At 57.8% G+C, this 17,816-nt stretch carries 14 protein-coding genes, 2 tRNA genes and 2 CRISPR repeat arrays; of the genes, 7 read left to right on the forward strand and 9 right to left on the reverse strand.

Going from position 1 to position 17,816, the window contains the following annotated elements; all coding sequences use genetic code 11:
* The first annotated feature begins 223 nt into the window (after nt 1-223).
* A CRISPR array of direct repeats spans nt 224-548; the repeat unit is 37 nt; unit sequence GTCTCAATCCGCTTCCGTGCGGACAATGGTCTCAGAC.
* 204 nt (nt 549-752) lie between these two features.
* Nucleotides 753-1,043, forward strand: coding sequence for a CRISPR-associated endonuclease Cas2 (cas2, locus tag BM352_RS11080; RefSeq protein WP_090216734.1), 291 nt, complete (start codon nt 753-755; stop codon nt 1,041-1,043).
* Between the two features lie 20 nt (nt 1,044-1,063).
* Here cas2 and BM352_RS11085 read toward each other — a convergent pair whose 3' ends face one another.
* From BM352_RS11085 to BM352_RS11100, 4 genes are all read right to left on the reverse strand, one after another.
* On the reverse strand, nt 1,064-3,619 hold the full coding sequence (locus BM352_RS11085; protein ID WP_090216736.1) for an RAMP superfamily CRISPR-associated protein: 2,556 nt from the start codon (nt 3,617-3,619) through the stop codon (nt 1,064-1,066).
* Nucleotides 3,619-5,325, reverse strand: a complete 1,707-nt coding sequence (locus BM352_RS11090) for an RAMP superfamily CRISPR-associated protein (protein ID WP_090216738.1) — start codon at nt 5,323-5,325, stop codon at nt 3,619-3,621. The genes BM352_RS11085 and BM352_RS11090 overlap by 1 nt, the downstream gene beginning before the upstream one ends.
* Nucleotides 5,322-6,797 (reverse strand): hypothetical protein, encoded by a 1,476-nt coding sequence (locus tag BM352_RS11095; RefSeq protein ID WP_090216740.1) that lies wholly within the window; start codon nt 6,795-6,797, stop codon nt 5,322-5,324. Before BM352_RS11095 ends, BM352_RS11090 begins: the two co-directional genes overlap by 4 nt.
* Nucleotides 6,798-6,912: 115 nt before the next feature.
* A CRISPR array of direct repeats spans nt 6,913-7,364; the repeat unit is 37 nt; unit sequence GTCTCAATCCGCTTCCATGCGGACATGTGTCTTCGAC.
* 180 nt (nt 7,365-7,544) lie between these two features.
* Entirely contained in the window at nt 7,545-9,224 is a 1,680-nt protein-coding gene (locus BM352_RS11100; RefSeq protein ID WP_139229823.1) for a hypothetical protein, read from the reverse strand.
* Nucleotides 9,225-9,583: 359 nt separating this feature from the next.
* On the opposite strand from BM352_RS11100, the gene BM352_RS18795 reads away from it, so the two are divergent.
* The 4 genes from BM352_RS18795 (at nt 9,584) to BM352_RS11120 (ending at nt 11,893) form a co-directional block, all read left to right on the forward strand.
* Nucleotides 9,584-9,835, forward strand: coding sequence for a hypothetical protein (locus BM352_RS18795; protein ID WP_139229824.1), 252 nt, complete (start codon nt 9,584-9,586; stop codon nt 9,833-9,835).
* A gap of 297 nt (nt 9,836-10,132) precedes the next feature.
* Nucleotides 10,133-10,336, forward strand: coding sequence for a helix-turn-helix domain-containing protein (locus BM352_RS11110; protein ID WP_090216746.1), 204 nt, complete (start codon nt 10,133-10,135; stop codon nt 10,334-10,336).
* Nucleotides 10,336-10,842 (forward strand): helix-turn-helix domain-containing protein, encoded by a 507-nt coding sequence (locus BM352_RS11115; protein ID WP_090216748.1) that lies wholly within the window; start codon nt 10,336-10,338, stop codon nt 10,840-10,842. The genes BM352_RS11110 and BM352_RS11115 overlap by 1 nt, the downstream gene beginning before the upstream one ends.
* Nucleotides 10,820-11,893: a tyrosine-type recombinase/integrase gene (locus BM352_RS11120; protein WP_090216750.1), complete on the forward strand. Its 1,074-nt coding sequence runs from the start codon at nt 10,820-10,822 to the stop codon at nt 11,891-11,893. The genes BM352_RS11115 and BM352_RS11120 overlap by 23 nt, the downstream gene beginning before the upstream one ends.
* Nucleotides 11,894-12,002: 109 nt before the next feature.
* Here the strand turns inward: BM352_RS11120 and BM352_RS11125 are convergent, their stop codons facing one another.
* The 4 genes from BM352_RS11125 to BM352_RS11140 form a co-directional block, all read right to left on the reverse strand.
* Entirely contained in the window at nt 12,003-13,853 is a 1,851-nt protein-coding gene (locus BM352_RS11125; RefSeq protein WP_090216751.1) for a 7-cyano-7-deazaguanine synthase, read from the reverse strand.
* Nucleotides 13,828-14,607 carry a hypothetical protein gene (locus BM352_RS11130; RefSeq protein ID WP_090216754.1) on the reverse strand — a complete coding sequence of 260 codons (780 nt, stop codon included), beginning with the start codon at nt 14,605-14,607 and terminating at the stop codon, nt 13,828-13,830. Before BM352_RS11130 ends, BM352_RS11125 begins: the two co-directional genes overlap by 26 nt.
* 136 nt (nt 14,608-14,743) lie before the next feature.
* Nucleotides 14,744-14,818 (reverse strand) — tRNA-Asn (locus BM352_RS11135).
* A 60-nt stretch (nt 14,819-14,878) separates the two neighbouring features.
* On the reverse strand, nt 14,879-15,790 hold the full coding sequence (locus BM352_RS11140) for an MBL fold metallo-hydrolase (RefSeq protein WP_090216756.1): 912 nt from the start codon (nt 15,788-15,790) through the stop codon (nt 14,879-14,881).
* A 41-nt stretch (nt 15,791-15,831) separates the two neighbouring features.
* Here BM352_RS11140 and BM352_RS11145 point away from each other — a divergent pair, with 41 nt between their 5' ends.
* Entirely contained in the window at nt 15,832-17,151 is a 1,320-nt protein-coding gene (locus BM352_RS11145) for an ATP-binding protein (RefSeq protein ID WP_090216758.1), read from the forward strand.
* A gap of 10 nt (nt 17,152-17,161) precedes the next feature.
* Here BM352_RS11145 and BM352_RS11150 read toward each other — a convergent pair.
* Nucleotides 17,162-17,238, reverse strand: a tRNA-Ile gene (locus BM352_RS11150).
* Nucleotides 17,239-17,351: 113 nt separating this feature from the next.
* Between BM352_RS11150 and BM352_RS11155 the strand changes: the two genes are divergently transcribed.
* Entirely contained in the window at nt 17,352-17,810 is a 459-nt protein-coding gene (locus BM352_RS11155) for an ABZJ_00895 family protein (RefSeq protein WP_090216760.1), read from the forward strand.
* Nucleotides 17,811-17,816: the final 6 nt, after the last annotated feature.

Below are 17,816 nucleotides of genomic sequence, written 5' to 3' on the forward strand. Positions count from 1 at the left end.
TTTGTGCCCGCCGATTTACGCGTCCTAAATCCACATTCGTGCAACGCCGGTGCGGCTCCGGCGCAAGTACTGCCAGCAACTCACAGCCCCCCGGGCCAGCTGCCAGACACGCACAACTCGACGACGGCCCGCGCAGGCGGGACAGCAGCGACAGACCGTCAATCCGCATCCATGCGGACATGTCTGTCAGACCGTGAGGTACAAATGAAACCATTTCGATCTAGTCTCAATCCGCTTCCGTGCGGACAATGGTCTCAGACCGGGCACCGTACACTTGGCTGCAACATACGCAGTCTCAATCCGCTTCCGTGCGGACAATGGTCTCAGACCTAAATGGTGGTTATTCCCAGCTTTGAACTGCGTCTCAATCCGCTTCCGTGCGGACAATGGTCTCAGACTTCAGATACTGGTTGCGTTGTGTACCTTAGAATTCAAGGGGAAGTCTCAATCCGCTTCCGTGCGGACAATGGTCTCAGACGCAAGGAAAACGTCAAAGACCTTCGGGAAGCAAGTCTCAATCCGCTTCCGTGCGGACAATGGTCTCAGACTGCCCTTCTGCAACCGTCTGATACCACTGGGTTAAGTTGGCATCTTTCCAAGCCGGAGTCAATTTCGGGTTTGACCTTTCATGGTTCTTCGGGGTTTCTGCAAAAGTTCGCTAGATTTGAGAATAGAATCAACAATTTCTTGAGTTTCCAAGGCAGATAGGGCAGTTTTCGGTTGAATTTGCTGGGTTTTCTGTAGAGGTTTTCATGGCGCGCGGCGAGATGCTGACGGTTTTCACCTATGATGTGTCCAGAGACAAAAAGCGCCGCCGGGTGGCGAAAATCCTGGAGGATGCGGCCAGCCGGGTGCAGTATTCGGTGTTCGAGACGCGGATGACTCGACAGCAGGCGGCGGCGGTTGCCCAGCGGGTCGCGGCAGAGCTTGATCCGGGCGACAGCCTGCGGGTCTATGCGGTGGGCGCCAACGGGCTGGAACGCAGCCGGGTTTACGGCGACGGCATGCCGTTCGAGACCACAGAGGGCTATTGGATTGTCTGAGTGTCGGGGGCGCTGCGGGGTCATGGTTTCAACATGGCGGCAAGTCGTCCGCCGTTTGCGGTGCGGATCTCCGGGGCATGATCGCGCAGTTGCTCCCATGTCTGATAGCGAACATCCTGCCCGCGCAGATGACGCCCGATTTCAGGTCGCGCGGCACTGACTAGTTCTTCAAAGCTCTGCGCGCCTGACAGTCGTCCGTCGGAAAGATAGGTCGTGAAGGCGTTGAGGTAGGGCATGATCCCGTGGCCTTGCAGGCCGAAGAGGCTGGTTTCGGGAGGTATCGCCGCAACTGGTGTGCTGGTGTCATTTGGCTGCACATGCAGATGCAGGCCGGAGGCAAAGCATTTGCCCGCCCCAAAGGCCTTGGCATGACCGATCCGGTGCCGCCGTCGCGGATCGCCGCCCCATGTGACGGCCCAGAGCAGCGCGCCGAGTTCCTGTGGCAGGACATTGTGAAACCTGATCCGACCGCGAAATTGCAACAAGCCGTTGGCTGCCGGGTGCAGGAATTTAAGGGTGCTGACGGTGTTGTCCTCTGGGTTTGCGGCGTGCGCGGTTAGCCGCGTTCGGACCCGGTCGGGATTGGCAGTGTCTGCCGGGTAGGTCTTGCGCGCGATCTGGTCGTAGAGATTGGAGGACGGGTTGGGGCCGCCCATGACAAGGCTGTAGGGCGTCATCCGTAGGCGCAGGTCGTCATTATTTGTCAGGGTGGCAAAGCCGAACGACAGTCGTGATTTCAGGTGCAAGCGGCGGTGTGTTGCGGGGCCGGTGTCGTCTGTAGCGCGGTCGCGGATGTAGCCAAAGAGCGCCTCGGTAAAGTCGGGAGCGAAGTTTTCGTCAGGCGCAGGTGAGTGGATGGGCGAATTCAGCAGCGCTTGTACCTGGGCCTGAAGGGGGCCGGTCACGGCAGGTAGGATGGCGTCGGCGACTGGGTTGACGTGGGTCAGCCGCGCCGAGGTGGCGGCAGCGACGATCGCCCGAAGGTTGCCGCGCAGGGTGGTTCCTGGCAGGACTGCGTGACCGTCGATCCTTTGCGGGGCGCAGGGCGTCTTGCCATCGCCGATCAGCATTGGCGTTTCAAAGCACCAAGTCACGTCGAGCCAGCCACTGACGCCTCCGTTTAGAGGCTGGTCGTGCAAGGTGCTGTTGCGCCAGGCTTCGGTGATGTCCTGGGGTGGCAGGCCGATGCGGTGAAGGTCGACGGCCATGTTTCGGTAGGGTAGGGTGACGCGCTCGTCTGGCAGGCGATCCAGCAGGGTATCGGCTGCCGACGGGTCGGGCCTGTGGTGTTTGATTTCTGCGGTGGTCAGGTCGGTGTTCGGGGTCTGGAACCAGCCAAAGCCCTTGGTGGTGCCTGCGCCCAGTGTCAGGCCGTTCTTGCGGATGTCTGTGCATAGGGCTTGGAACAGTAGGTCCTCGTCCTCGTCTAGGGGTTGCCAGGGGGTCAGGGTAAAGTTGAGGGCGACACCGTGGTCTGCCTCTATTTTGAACAGGGCGCCTTCGTAGGGGGCCTGCGAGATCGGGTCGATGGCGACAGAGGGGTGGAACGAGGGGGGCTTCTTGCACGAGATATGCGTGACCATCAGTTTCAGGCGGGCACGATAGCCGGTGTCGCCGAACAGCCGTTTCAGGACAGACAGGTCCTGCGGCCCACTGGAGGTCGGGCAGGGTTTCGGGGTGTTTGAGAGGGTGGCGTCCTCGCGGTGTTCGGCGAGGGCCAGAAGCCAGGCAGCCCGGGCGCGCAGGGCGCCGGAGATGCCGGTGCCAATCTGGCGGGGCGCATCTGTGGCGGCGTTGCGCAGGGGGGTGGTGATTTGCGGTGCGTCGGGGGCAGCGCTTTCGGGTTTGGTGCCATCCCTGACCAGATAGGGGCCGGGGCATTCCAGTACAAAGGTTTCAGGCTGTGTGGATTGGGTGGGTGGCGTCAGGGTTTTGGACTCCTCAGATACCGTTTCATAACCGCGCTGAGTCAGGTGCATCCGTTTTATGGTGACGTCGCCTGTTATGGCTATCCGTCCAAGTCCATCAGCCTTGCCCGCGCCGATCTCGCGTCCCTCTGGTGTTGCAAATTCAGACAGAACTGTCAGGAATTCAGTCAGGTCGGCGTTTCCAGTGGCAATCGGGCCATCAAGCCAGAAGGTCGCCTGAAATTTCGTTCCAACCTCGACATAGAGCGTGGTGAAAAGTTTGGTGGCCTCGGCGACGCCGGTTCCTGGGTCGATATGAGTGCGCGAGATCTGTAGGGTTTTGTCGGTGGCACAGGTCGCCCCGGTGACCGTGACAAGGCCGCGAAAGGTTTTCGGGCGGCTTTGCGAGGTGGTATCGGTATTGGCGGCTTTTGCCGAAATCTGCGCCATTTCATGCGGGGTCCCGAACAAAAGGTCCTTTGCGGCGCCATCGCACGCAGCGCGCAGGGCACCCTTTAGCGTGCTTCCCGGGATCCAAGGGTTGCCCTGCTGATCAATAGTGATCGCGGCGATGTCGGCTTCACCCTCTGGCGTTTCGTCAACTGCGCCGGTCCCGATGTGCAGGACTGATCTGGTCTGGAAGTTGACCGAGATGGAAACACGTTGCATCAATTCGCCCTCGGTTCTGACAGGTTCTTGTTTGGGTGATAGACTGAGACTTCGCCGTAGCCGTTTTCGCGGACAAAGGGGCAGTTTTCCCAAGTCAGGCGCGTTCCGGCGATTTCCGTTCTGGCAAGCCCCCGAGCAAGAATTGCGTTGGCCGTTGGTACGTCAGATGCATCTAGTGCAAACTTGAAAACAGAGCCCGGGTTCGTCAATAGCCAGGGTCGATATTGCCCGTCGTCCAGCCCGAAGCGCCGCCCCTGATAGCCGCCGACCAGAGACTGCGCTGCATAAAAGTCCAGCAATTCCGAGTTTGGAAAGATGCGCTGCCAAAACACCGCATACGCTGACGGGGCATCTGCGCCGTCATCGTATTGAGCGCAAAGACCCGGCGAGAGCAAAATGAGACATACCTCGCCAGCGCTGACGGTCGAAAACTGATCTTGCGCCGGGGTCAATACGTTTGAGCCAAGCCGCGCGCCGGTGCGGCCCAGACCTTCCAGTCCACGCATCAAGGCATCCGCTATGGTTTTTTTAGCGTCCGCAGCCACACCACCAAAATCCAGAACGGACTGAAAACCTTTCTTGTCGGGCACGACGCTGATTGTGCTGAACAGCTTTTCGTCGACAACGGCGCCGGTGTCCGCGTTTATGGCTGAGTGCACGCGTTCTTCGAAGGTATCGATTTGCTCTGTCTGCCCAAGCAGTCCACGGGCCAGACGTTCAGTGTCTGACTTCCAGTCCAGCGCGAAACTGGGCGAAAATTCGGGCTCTGTATTGTGCGGCGCCAGGAGATCATGGAATGTCTGGGTTCTGCTGTCCTGAACAATCGAGATCGGGATTGTCCTGTCGCCAGACCCAGTTGGTCGAGCATGGGATACATGCAGCGCAGCGAGGCCTTGTTGCATCTCTGGAGTTTGAATATCCACCCCCAGCAACTGCAGGTTTCTGGCAAGACATCCCTTGAGCGTGCCGCCTGGAATTGCAGCGCTGCCCAGATAGGCGTTGTTTGCAATTCGGGTTGCATCGACCAGATATGGGCGGTCAAGAGTGAAGGACCAGGCAATCCGGCTTTCTGGTGGCAACGAGGCAACCGGCGCTGCCGGAACCGTCCGCCTGACAATACCGGATGTCTCTTGCTTGATCAGGCCGAACCCGATGGACTTATATGAACCGACAGATAGCGTTATTCTTAGCGCCGCCGATAGCAGTTGCAGCCTTTGTTCCGCCTCGGCGTCGGTACAATAGAAAGCCAGTTCGCCAGTGAAATCGACGTCCTTTCCTGGGGCTACGAGTTGTTCGACAAAGAGCAGCTGACCCTCTGCCGCCGCGCCGCTATCCTCGTCGATCCTGACCCTCGGATAGGTGTTGGTTTTCAGGTTTGATGCGGGAACCGGCGCTGTCAGATCGGTCAGGAACAGCGAGCCGCGAAGGGGATCGAGGCTTGCTGCAGTATCGTCGGTTGCATCGCCTGACTCTGCACCGAATAGGGCGCGAATATTTGACGTTGTGGCGGCGGGATCATGTGTGACCTTGGCCAGGGCCCGCACGCCGTGCAGTAGGATGCCGCGCACCTGATCCATTGGCAAAACCAGATCGCCACCCTTTTTGCGCAAGGCGACTCGGTCCAGCCCATATCGGCCAGCGGCAACTCCGGGGAACAGGAATGGTGCGAATACGGTGATGTTCAGATCAAAGGCGTGCCGCTTCATTGCAAAGCTTTCCGTGCTGCAACTGCGTAGGGGTGCAGTTGTGCAGCTTGCGCAAGCAGCATCGAGAACCGGCGCGGTTGATCCGAAAATGCCGCGATGATTGCGTCGAATGGCGGCGGAGAACCTTTGACGCGCTCATAATATGAGGTCACGAGTTCGCGGGTGCGATTGTCGCCTTTTGACGAGGCGACCGTCAACGAGGACGGATCATCGCCCTGACCTCGGCGCAGGCTTTCCAGTGCACCATGGATCTGGGTGACAGACAACACGCCCTCGTCATCGGCGCGCAGGACATCGGCGCAGAAATCCGTCAGCTTGGTGGCGTCCGGGGGCAGGAAAAAGTCGTCCTTGGGTTCGTAGGTCGGGCTGTAAAGCTGGCGTCGATAGGCAAGAAGCCCGTCAAACGGCAGCGCCGAGCTTTCGAAGATATCGATTGAAAAGGCGCTTTGCGGGGCATCATCTAGAGTGTTCTTGACGGCTCTTTTCAGCAGGCTGTCGCCGTTCCTTGCCAGAGTGCGGAACTGGCGGATCGGGGTTTTCTGACCCGCGATCACGCAGCTTAGTCGATGGCGCAGGTGCTGTTCGCCCTGCGTTTTGGTCATAAAGGTCCAGTTTTCGATCTGCTCGAAGAAGAATCCGATAAAGGGGAGCGCCAGCCATGCGGGCAGGATAAAAGTCATATCGTCGCCGCCCCACAGCAGCGTGTCAAACCGGGGGACCGTCTTGCCGTTCTGTGTGCGACAACCATAAGGGCCGCGCGCGAGCATCCAGCTTTCTACTGCGGCGGCCAGGGCTGCGCGATGCTTGGCGATGTCTTTGCTGAACAACAAGTCGTCACCGACTGCCTTGCGCAGCTTGCCGCCACCGGCGCCGTCGGCATAGATCACCGCCAGCTTGCCGCGCACCATTTGCGGGATGTCGGGGGGCGGGTCGGCGGTGATATCCTCGAAACTTTGTGGCGGGGCGAATTTTTGCGCGTCGGTAAAGAGATTCCGGCGGTTCTTTTTGCCGTTCTCGCGGCGGGCACTGGTGGCGGGGGACAGCATCCGCTTTTCTCCACTGCCGTGAATATCAAGGATCGTCGCCGGGCGGGTCTGGTCAAGGGCGTCCTGCACGGCGGCGGCGGCGGGATCGGGGGGCGGAAAGGTCCAGCTTTGGAACTGGCGGATACGGGCGGCGGCAATCGCCTGGGCGTCACTGTCACCGATACCCCAGGTGATCGAAAAGGGCTGCCATTCGGCGCGCTGCACCGCGTCTTGCCCCGCCTGTTCCAATGCTGTGCGGGGCGCGTCGATGTAGAGCAGGGCCTTGGAGGCGCCGAAAGACAGCAATTGGGGGTTCAGGGGGGCGCAGGCCGCCTTCATTTTGGGGCCCAGATCCTCGAGCTGGATCGAACTGCCGCGGATGGTGGAAATGTCGTCGGTGTCATACAGCGTTTCGGCATGATTGACGCCTTCGAAATACAAAAACATGGTACACCCAATCGCTGAGTAATCTGTCAACGATACTCACTGTGCAGGAATGCGCAAACAAAAACGACCCGGCGTCGGGCCGGATCGCTTTTCTGATCAGGCAATGGCAGGTCCAGACTCAATCCGCTTCCATGCGGACATGTGTCTTCGACCTTCGTTCAAACAATGGTGAATCGCCTTTGCGTCTCAATCCGCTTCCATGCGGACATGTGTCTTCGACTTAGACTATCTCCCCCCCTGTAGGAATGAATGTGTCTCAATCCGCTTCCATGCGGACATGTGTCTTCGACGTTGCTTATGATGCACTGCTCGCAGAAGTCATCGTCTCAATCCGCTTCCATGCGGACATGTGTCTTCGACAACGGTATCCACGTCGACTTCATTCGCCGGAGTCTCAATCCGCTTCCATGCGGACATGTGTCTTCGACCGCTTCGGTAAAACGCATCATCTCGACGTCCGTGTCTCAATCCGCTTCCATGCGGACATGTGTCTTCGACCCATAATGACAGCAGTAAGGCTCATTTGGGAAGTCTCAATCCGCTTCCATGCGGACATGTGTCTTCGACTGGCTCTCTGCAATCCTCTGATACAAGGCATAAAAACTGACGTATTTCCAAGCCTGATTCATTTCCCCCTTCAATTCGTGCGCTGTTTCGGAGGTTTCGTCCAAAAAAGCGCTGATACAGGTTTGTTTTCAGGGGCTTGGCTGATTTCCAAGGCCGAATTCGGTCCAGGCCCCTGCAAACTCAAGACTGCATGAAAAGATACCCATAAGCAACAAAAGAGATCACGGCAGAAACCCCAGCAATCACAAGCGCCGGTTTGGTCGCGGACTTCTCTACTGGCTTATCCTGGCCCGACGGTTTCAGAAACAGGGTCGTGAACCAGTTCCATGCGACAAAGCTGAACGCCACCAGCAGAGAAAACTGGCCGATCTGCCAGGCCAGCGGGTGCGCCTTGTCATTGAACATGGCCAGATCAAATGACTCTGCTCCCACCAGCAAGTTCATCCCGCCCAGCCCGACCGCCAACGCTGCGGGAATTCCTAGCGCCACGTATTCGTTCAGCGTGCTGTCGCGTCTCGCTTGGGCCTGGGTGCGAAGCGTTGCGGCAAAGTCGGTGGCAGAGCGCAGTTCCTCGTCTACCTCGCGGAACATCTTTTCAATGCCAAAGGCAGTGTAAAGCCGATCATAGATCTCGCGCGGTTGCAGTTGCGAGGAGACGTTGGAGAAGTGGTGCAGATGGGTGTGGGTCAAGAAATCGGCGCGGATCTTTTGGAGGTCCTCCAGAAAGCGTTCGTCGTCCTGTCGATTGTCGCGATACCGGCGCACCAGATCGCTGAGGTTCTGCGAGAACACCAGCAATTGATGATATTCAAACACGCAGAGCATGTGCATATGCCGGTAATAGTCGCCCATGTCATCAGTCGCCTGGTCCCATGTGGTGGCAGCACAGATATGTTTATGACTGAACATGTAGTAGGTGGTGCGGCCCGGGTCAGCGTCTTTGTGGGGCGCATGGCGGTCGTAAAAGATCGCGTCGCGGAGGCTCCTGTTGAAATCAGGACTATAGTAGTTCGTTCCAGGGCCTGACCGATCCGCCTCTGCTAGCCGAAACTGATCGCCCTGGCGCAGGGCCAGCATGGTCTGCTGTTCGCTTAGCGTCTCGCCGTCGCGCTGCAACTGGTTCAGGGTGACGACGCTGGCCATATAGGCGCGTTCGTCGTTCATGTGACGGGCGTTGGGTGGCGCGGTATTGCCGGTGCCCCGTGGCAGCGGGCCATCGACGACGAGCGGACGGATCAGCCCGCGCACCCAAGGCAAGAGCGGTACGCGGCCCGTGTTTGCAAAGGTCTCGTCCATGTCCTGTTCGTCAGGGCCACTGGTGTCCGGAGTGGTCCGAAACACGCGGTACAGCGTGTCTCCGGGGATGGGCTTGAACGGTGTTTTCCGCCACCAGCGCGGATAGACCCGGCGCATCCAATCCAGTGCGTCCTGAGCATCGGCAAGGGTGAAGGGGCGGTCGGGGAAGTCGTTGGATCGCAAGGCTTCGCCCATGTCAGGTTTCCAGGCGCATTGCGCTGCCTTGGTGATCAGAACCGCGACAGTTACCACGGCCAGCCGCTTTTGCCCGCGCGACATGATGCGCAATTCGGCGTTGGTCACGCGAAAGCCGAACCGTTTGACAGCGAAACCCAGATCCTTTTCGAAAAGCAGTTTGTCGCCGAACCAGTCGCTATTCAAGTCGGTGCGTTTGTAGGTATCAAAGGTGGGAGGCTTGGCGCTTGCCGGGTTGCCGTCGCTGGGCGGTGTTCCGAACAGTTGATCCGCGACGAAGCCATGGAAATATGTATGATCCCCAAAATCGCCGAGCGGCCCGGTCGCCTTGACCCACGGAGCCATGTCTGGGGGCATATCGTCGATCACGATCGGAAACTGGAACCAGATCGCGAGTTTTTTGACAGTGTGGTCTGTGGCGTCTGCCTGTTGTGGTTCAGCTTCACTGGGCATTGTGGCTATCCTTGGTCGTCCTGGCGGAATGCTGCTTTGTAGGGCAGGTGTGCACGGGTTGGCATATATGTGGGCCTAGATTGGCCGCTGCGGTGATGTCCGCCAATCGCAGAGTAGGATCGAAATTCTTTCATGATCAGGGCCAGACACGTATAGTCAGAGACTGGCGCGAACTGCGAGTTTTCGCAAGTCAGACTGTGTAGATCGTTGGGGAATGGATATATTCATTCTGCGGTGCTGGCCGCCCCGACGGCCCAGGAAATGCAGGCGGCGCAGTGAGTGCCGATCGTGCCAGGATCACCGGCCATCATGACGATCTTTACACGGCCGCAGGTGCATTGGAACAGATGCTTCCGGGGCGAAAATTCACGCTCGACTGCCATCTTGTCGGCGCGGTCGCCTGGCCTGTCGCCAAAATTACGCAGACGAATGGGCAATGTCCGATCGGCCTGACCAGGCTGGCCGCGTTGGCGGCGACGGTTTCGGATGCGGACAGGTTGCCAGTGATCAGAGCTGCGCGAATCTGAGAATTTCGGCATTCGGAAACGGGCACCAGCACAGGGCCGCAAATAGAGCACCACCTCGTGCCCCTGGTCACACCACTTGATTCCCAAGGAATAGCCAGCGCAGATCCCGCTGCGTGATGCCTAATTTGTTTTGGTCACACTTTTGTTCGGGACACCTATAATTTTCAATTAGTTAGCACCCACCTTGGTCACGCCATTCGCTCGGCTGTCAACATCATTCCATCTCGTAAGGCCCCAAGATCAGGGCACGAAGCGGGCCGAAACACCTCGGCCTTCGCAGAAGAATTGAGGTTTGCCGTGGACAAAATTTCGCAGGAACAGCTGGCGCTGCGCTGGCAGATATCACCTAGGACACTTGAGCAGTGGCGTTGGCTGGGCAAGGGGCCGAGATTCCTGAAGATCGGCGCGCGGGTTCTTTATCGCGAGAAAGACATCGAGGCCTATGAGGCTGCGCAGCTTTGCCAGAACACCTCTGGCCCGTTGCCGTTGGAGGGACGGTAATGCCCCGTTTCCCAGCCCCCAGCAGGATCAAGAGCCACCGCATTTATACGGTCTGGGAAGCCGCCGAGGCACTCGGCAGGCATCGGCAGACTATCATCCGGTGGATCAAGGAGAAGGGGCTGATTGCCGACAGATCGCAGCGCCCCTGGCTGATAAGGGGCAGCGATTTAAAGGTTTTTCTTGGTCAGGGGCGCAAGAAGTCCAGGTGCAAACTTAACCTGCACCAATTGTATTGCCTGGGCTGCAAGCTGCCGCAGGAACCTGATGGAAAATTCGCCGATTACTTACAGACAACGCCATCATCCGGGATGCTGTCTGCGCTGTGCCCGGATTGCGGGTGCATCATGAACAAGATGATCCGACGGGCCGATCTGGGAGCCGTCCGGGCAAAAATCGCGGTCACAGTTCAGCAGGCCAACCCAAGATTAGTGTTCTGTACCGATGCCCACTCAAATGTCACCTTCAGAGATGAGGATCAGACCCATGTCAAAACGCGCACCCGATAACCTGCGCATCACACGCAAATACCTGGTCCGGCTACAGGATGCCAGGGGGCTTTCCGAGGCCTCGGTCGACAAGGCTGCGGCTGCAATCTCTGCCTACACGAGTTTCCTTGAAGGCAAGGATCTTCGAGCCTTCCATCCTGAACGCGCCCGTGCCTTCAAGCGTCGCCTTGCTTCTCAGCAAAATCAACACACTGGCGGAAAGCTGTCCCGTAGTTCGATCAATGGAACACTGCGCGAGGTGAAGGCCTTTTTCCTCTGGTTGTCGGATCAGCCCGGCTACAAATCAAAGATTACTTCCTCTGATACAGATTACCTGTCGCCGGATCGCAAATCCGAGAACGCGCGGCGTAGCAGTTGCTGGAAGCCACACCCATCGCCTGCACAGGTTCGAGTCCTGTTGCACCAAATGCCGACCGACACCGTGCTTCGGCGCCGGGATCGTGCCTTGATTGCCTTCCTGTTTTTGACAGGGTCCCGCGAAGGGGCGGCAATTACGCTTCGGCTTGCCCATGTTGATCTTGCCAATGCCTGCGTTCATTTCGACGGCAAAAGCGTCGACACCAAGTTTGGAAAGACTTTTACCACAGCGTTCTTTCCCTTCGGCCATGATGTCGAACGCATCGTGCGCGAATGGATCGCAGAGCTGAAGGACGATCACTTGTTTTCTGCTAGCGATCCACTGTTCCCGAAGACCAAGGTTTGCCAGGGCCCATCCCGACGTTTTGCCGCAACCGGCATCTGCAGGGTTCCGTGGTCCAGCCCATCGTCGGCTGCCAAGATTTTCAAGGCGGCCTTTGATGATGCGGGATTACCTTCATTCTCGCCTCACCGGGTTCGCGACACTTTGGCCGAGCTGGCCAGCGAACATTGTCGAACGCCGGAAGATTACAAGGCCTGGTCGCAGAACATGGGCCACGATGATGTCCTGACAACTTTCCGATCCTATGGATCGGTCGCGACCGGGCGGCAGATAGACCTCATGGCAAAGTTCCGAAAGCGCGGGCCGTTGGATGATGGCGACAGCGATCTTGATCTCATCGACGACGACTAGAGCGTTTCCGCTCAATCGGCATCAACCGCAACCGCTACGCATTTGCACTGCAAACGCAGCCTCGGTCCTGCGGGTGATACTTCTTCATTCAAGGGGATCGTGTAACGTCCTAGGCGGTGGGCATTCGCACGATGACCAAATCCGGCGCCAACCGGTATCCGTGCGACGGCAGGTTCTCGATCAGCGCTTTTGCGCGGTGCGGATCAAGTCCTGCGGAAGTTGCTTTTTTTGCAAGGGCATTGCGCGCCCTTAAAATCCTGCGGCGCACAGCTTCACTGGCCTCAACTTGCAGGGCGCGCGCCAGTTTCCGCGCAGTTGTCGTCGGGTAGTCCAGCGGATCAAGGCCAAGTCCGGCTGCGCGCAGATGTTCTTTTGCCAAGCAGATAAATAGCCCGTAGTCCGCGCCTTTCACCTCAATGGCATCGTTGATGGTCAAACACTTGCGCTGCTCATCAAAGACTAACATAAATTTTTCGAGGCTCGGTTCCGAGGTCGTATTCGGGAAGAGTGGTATTTGAGGGGTAAAGTATGTCTCGCGCTGCTGTTCACCAAACAGGAATGGCAGACTGTCTTTGGGAAACTGGTCAGGTCGTTTACCATCCATGGTTTCGCGCATCACGCCTGCGACGGCGGTACCGTGACGCCGTAACAGCTCAGTCAGGCGCGAAAGGGCTGTACTTGCCGGTTCGTGCAAATGCTCGACTGCATCCAGAATGGGCGGGAACCTCTGCTCCAGATCGGAGGACGTCATCGCCTCAAATCCAAATGCATTGCGCACGTAGGACAGTGCCGCCTCCTTGTCCTGGACTGCCTTGCGAACCCCAGTCATCAGATCGACACGGTAGGCCTCTTGCGGGTCCTGAGCCTGCAACCCCGCTGCCAGAATGGCGAACCGCCGATCGATACATTGAGAACACCGACCGCAATGCGCGTATTGCTTTGTCTGGTTGTGAACGTCGGCACAGCTTCGAGTGTTCGCGATCTGGTCGCCCATGCCAAGCTGGTGGATCTTGGAGACGATGTCGGTCTTGGTTCGCCAGAAGAACGGATTGTCGATGATCAATTTTGCATTAAAAATACTGCTGAACAGCTTTGAGAACCTGATCAGCGTCTGGGGATGGGTTGTCCGCGTCGCGCGTGTTCCCAGCACATTGCCGACCGGCGGCAAGTTAAGGCTCACGATGCCGTTTTCGTAGAATGACACCTTGTCCTTGCCAAATGAAAGCGCGGTGGCCACCCCAAGTGCAGCAAACAGTAGCGACCGCGTTCGGTGGGTGCCCTCGGAATTTGTGCCGTCCTGCAATTGAACTCGCATTGGGAAATGCATTGATTTTCCGGGGCCGAGTTTCTCGCTGATAGCCTTCTGCAGCGTCTGTTGGATCGGGGCGATCTTGCTGGACGAGAAATGGCTGATCAACGCGACCTTGTTCTTGCGCTCGACCAGTTCCTCAAGCGCCCCAGCAAATGAATCCAGTCCCCCTGAGAACATCATCACGGTGTCTGGAACCCAGGCTGAATCCGGCCCATAGTCAAAGAAGCCAGATTGCTTGATTGTTCTGCCTTCACGTTGAACGAACTTGAACTCGAACTTGTCGCCGGACAGAAACATCAGTGTCTCTTCCAGATCGCGCTGTAAGTCTGGCGAGGTCCAAAGGGACAAATCCAGCACCGGCATTTCGATCAGAAACCTGCGGTGCCATTTTGCCCCCATATGCTGATCTGTCAGTCCCCCGCGACTGACAGAGGCGTCCACGGCATAGACCAGCGCCGCGATTTCAATCAAGTCCAGCGCCCGATCCGGCAGTGCCGCAACCAATTGGCGGCTCAACTGCCTGATTTTGAGCGACACACCCTTTCTGCGTCCATTGACCTCAAAGATCAGCCGTTCGTCACCGCCGCCGAATGTGATGGGCGGCAGGCATTTGACCCGGTACTCAGGCTGAGGTGCGACGCCGACCAAGTTCGGACCTCATTTTCTTGAACGCAAACCGCGTGAACTGATTGATCTCATCCTGGCTGAGGCTCTGCTTCTGCCAGACGGTCTTGCCGTACCAGCCCCCTGCGAACTCTTTGACAATCTGCGATGCCTCAAAAGTATGCTGAGAGAGCCCTCGCTGGAATTCCGTGCGATCCGCGTCAGATGCGAACCGTTTGTCGCCGCCAGTATGATTGGCCAACTCGCGGCTCAGGTAATAATCCAGAGATTTGTAGGAAAGCCGGGCAAAGAAGTCGCGTGCCAGAAGCGCGAAGTTCTGACCGCTGGAGAACGATGCCAGCTCTTTGCGAATATCCTGGCGTGTCGGTTCGAACAATGACGGCAACCGGTCATGCAACTGAACCGACAGGCATTCCAGCAGTGTTGCCTTCGCCAGTTCCCCGGCATCTGACGACCGACCGACGGCAAAGGCATTCAAGTCGATCGCCCGTTTCAGCCCGGCAAGCAATGAAGTGACTGATGTGGCGGCATCATTGCCGACACCAATCTCGGCCAAGGCATCTTCAAATCCCGGCGCGCGCGCCATCAAGGGTAGGCGGACCAATAGGCTTGTTACGAACTGAAAAGAGAGATCATCCGACGCACGCCCAAGGTCCAGTTCAGACGCCCGCGCCGCCGCTTCGGCTACTTCTTCCAGCGAAGCACCTGAATCGAGCAAACCAATGACGTCACGCCACTTTTTTGACTGTGATAATGTCCCGAGCCTAATATGGCCCATAGCATCCTCCTGAATGCTTCAACGCTGGGACAACCAAATGCTGAAAGCAACGGAAAAAACGCGATACAATGCTTACCCCGTGCTTACCCCGGGGAAAGCAGAGAAGTTGCATTTCGTGCTAAGATATTGAGATTATTGGCTCCGGCGGTAGGGATCGAACCTACGACCAATTGATTAACAGTCAACTGCTCTACCGCTGAGCTACGCCGGAACGGTGGAGCGCGTATAGCAAGCGCGATTCCCGTCGTAAAGAGACTTTTACCCAAAATATTCAGATAAGGGAAAAGCGGCTTGTCGCGCTGAGTTTTTGGTCTGGGCGAACCCGATTTCGCTCTGACAGATCAATAAGGTGGGCGATGACATTTCGTTGGGCCGCAGGCAGCAAGGTCGGGGGGATGTCAGTGTAGATCATGGCCGTCAGTTCGCTGGGAGTGAGGGCCGCATCATCAAGCGCCTCAATAATTTGGGATTCGCGCATGCGTCGGTGGATCAACAACTCTTGGACCCGTGCGCTAGGCGTCTTGATCGGCATTCCGTGGCCGCTGTAATAAACCTCGTCACTCGTGCGAAGGGCCAACATCTCAAGCGAAGTCAAAAAATCGGTCAGGTGGCCGTCCGGCGGTGAGACCATTGATGTCGCCCAGCCCATCACCAGATCACCGCTGAACAGTGCTTTCCCCTCATGCCAATGAAAGCAAAGATGATTCCCCATGTGCCCCGGTGTGTGAAGCGCCGTCAGTGTCCAATCAGACCCTTCGACCATCTCCCCGTCGAGAAGTCTGACATCGGGCATGAACGTCGCATCAACCCCTTCGCCGCCGCCCAGATCGTCAAAGGCGGCCATCACGGCGGAGCGGCCAGCGCGGCTGTCCCCGAAACCGAAGATTTTTGCCCCGCTGATTTGGGCAAGAACCATTGCCAAGGGCGAATGGTCGATATGCGAATGGGTCACCAAGATATGGCTTATTCGTTGATGCGCTTCCAATGCATCAAGGATGGCCGCGAGGTGGGCCTCATCTGGGGGCCCGGGGTCGATCACCGCGATATCACGCGTGCCAAGCAAATAGGTGTTTGTGCCCGTGTACGTCATCGGCGAGGCATTGGGCGCTAGAATGCAGCGCAGTCCGGACGCGAGTGTGACGGGCTGGCCCGGTCTTCGGGTGTCAGGCTGTGCAGACGCCATCGCTCTTTTCCTTTGGGCCAAGGGGCTTTACGGTCCGAAACATGGCACGGTTCACAATCAAACGCTACCTTCCACGCAGCCTCTACGGCAGGGCCGCGCTGATCCTTCTGGTGCCGATTGTGACGATCCAGTTGGTTGTGTCATTCGCCTTTATCCAGAGGCTCTATGAAGATGTGACCGCGCAGATGACGCAGAACATTTCCGTGGAGCTGCGGTTGCTCCTCGATGTTGTCGAAACCGCTCCGGATGTCGCGGCTGCCTCGCGGCGCGTGGGCGACACGGCCGAGGCGTTAGATATGCAGGTCACATTTCCGGGCGCTGAAGTGGCCGAGCGGCGAAGTTTCACCGATCTATCGGGACGGGTAATCCGTAATACACTGGAACAACAGTTCGCTAACCTGCGCACGGTCGACCTTGTGAGCCGCGACAAGACCGTTCTTGCCAGCATCGAGACGTCAAAAGGAATTCTGGAGGTCGCCTTTTCCCGGCGTCGGGTGGCGGCGACCAATCCGCATCAGTTGTTGGTGTTGATGCTGTTCACAGCAATTTTGATGACGATCATTTCCTATCTGTTTCTACGCAACCAATTGCGCCCGATCCGACGTCTGGCCCGCGCGGCAGAGGCATTCGGCAAGGGACGCAATGAACCCTACTATCCGGGAGGTGCCTCAGAGGTCCGCTCGGCCGGGGCGGCGTTCCTGAACATGCGCGCGCGTATCGAACGCCAGATCGAGCAGCGCACGCTAATGCTGTCGGGTGTGAGCCATGACCTGCGCACGCCGTTGACCCGACTAAAGCTCGGGTTGGCGATGCAGCAGCAAACGGAGGACACTCAGGACTTGATCGGTGACGTTGACGAGATGGAGCGCCTGATCGAGGCTTTTCTGGATTTCGCCAAGGCCGATGCGCAAGAGGAACTGGAGCGCTGCGATCCGGTTGCTTTGGTCAAAGACCTCGTGGCTAATGCTCAGCGCTCGGGCAAACAGGTCGAGCTGTCCGATGCGCTGCCAGAGCCGCTCTCCATGAAGTTGCGCCCGCTTTCTGTCCAGCGCGCGGTCGAGAACCTGATCAACAATGCCGTACGATATGGCACCAAGGCCCACGTCGATGTCGCCATTCTGGAAACCGCTCTGCGCATCAGCGTCGAGGATAACGGCCCCGGCATCCCCGAGGCGCAGCGCGAGCAGGCGGTAAAAGCTTTTTCGCGGCTGGATGCGTCCCGCAATCAAAATGCCGGTTCCGGCGTCGGGCTGGGACTTGCGATCGCCGCCGATGTCGCACGTTCGCACGGTGGCACTTTGCGACTGGGCGACAGCACAACCTTAGGCGGGCTGAAGGCGGAACTTGTTCTGCCAAGATGAGGGGAAACGGTGGTAGGCCCGGCAGGACTTGAACCCGCAACCAAAGCGTTATGAGCGCTCTGCTCTAACCAGTTGAGCTACAGGCCCCCTAAAACCGGATGGCTACCAGACCGGTCGCCCGCGTCAAGTCTCTATGATGCAAGATTTGCGAAAGTGGGTCGGGTCTCCTAGAACACACTCGAGTTAACAAGGAACATCCCATGAGCACGTCTTACCTTTTGAAGCGCTACGCAATCGTCTCTTTGATCACCATGGTGGTGGTCATGGTCATCACTTATCTGCTGGCGGAACTTGCAGGTTTTGACATTGGTTCGGGCGGGTCAATCGCAACGGCTCTGGTTCCGGCAATGGACGCGGGTCAAACCTACGCGCGGCGCATGAAGGAAATGCCCGCCAGCAGTTTTGCATGGAAGATCTCTGCCGTGTTCGTCCTGATCAATGCGGCGATTGGTGTTGCGTTCTCGATGGTTTTTGCCGTTGCGTTCGGTGGTCTGGCCGATGTGTCGGAGTTGTTGGCTGCGGTCGGTGCCCTAGGCTGGGTCATCATTATTGCAATCGCATTTGCGATTTACTGGCTGGCCAGCCGCTTTTTCTTCGGCTTCGGTGCGAAAAACGAGTTGAAGCTGCAAGAAAAGCTGGCGGCGAAAAAGCAGCCATAGACTCGC

It is taken from the genome of Litoreibacter janthinus, assembly GCF_900111945.1.
Lineage (GTDB): Bacteria > Pseudomonadota > Alphaproteobacteria > Rhodobacterales > Rhodobacteraceae > Litoreibacter > Litoreibacter janthinus.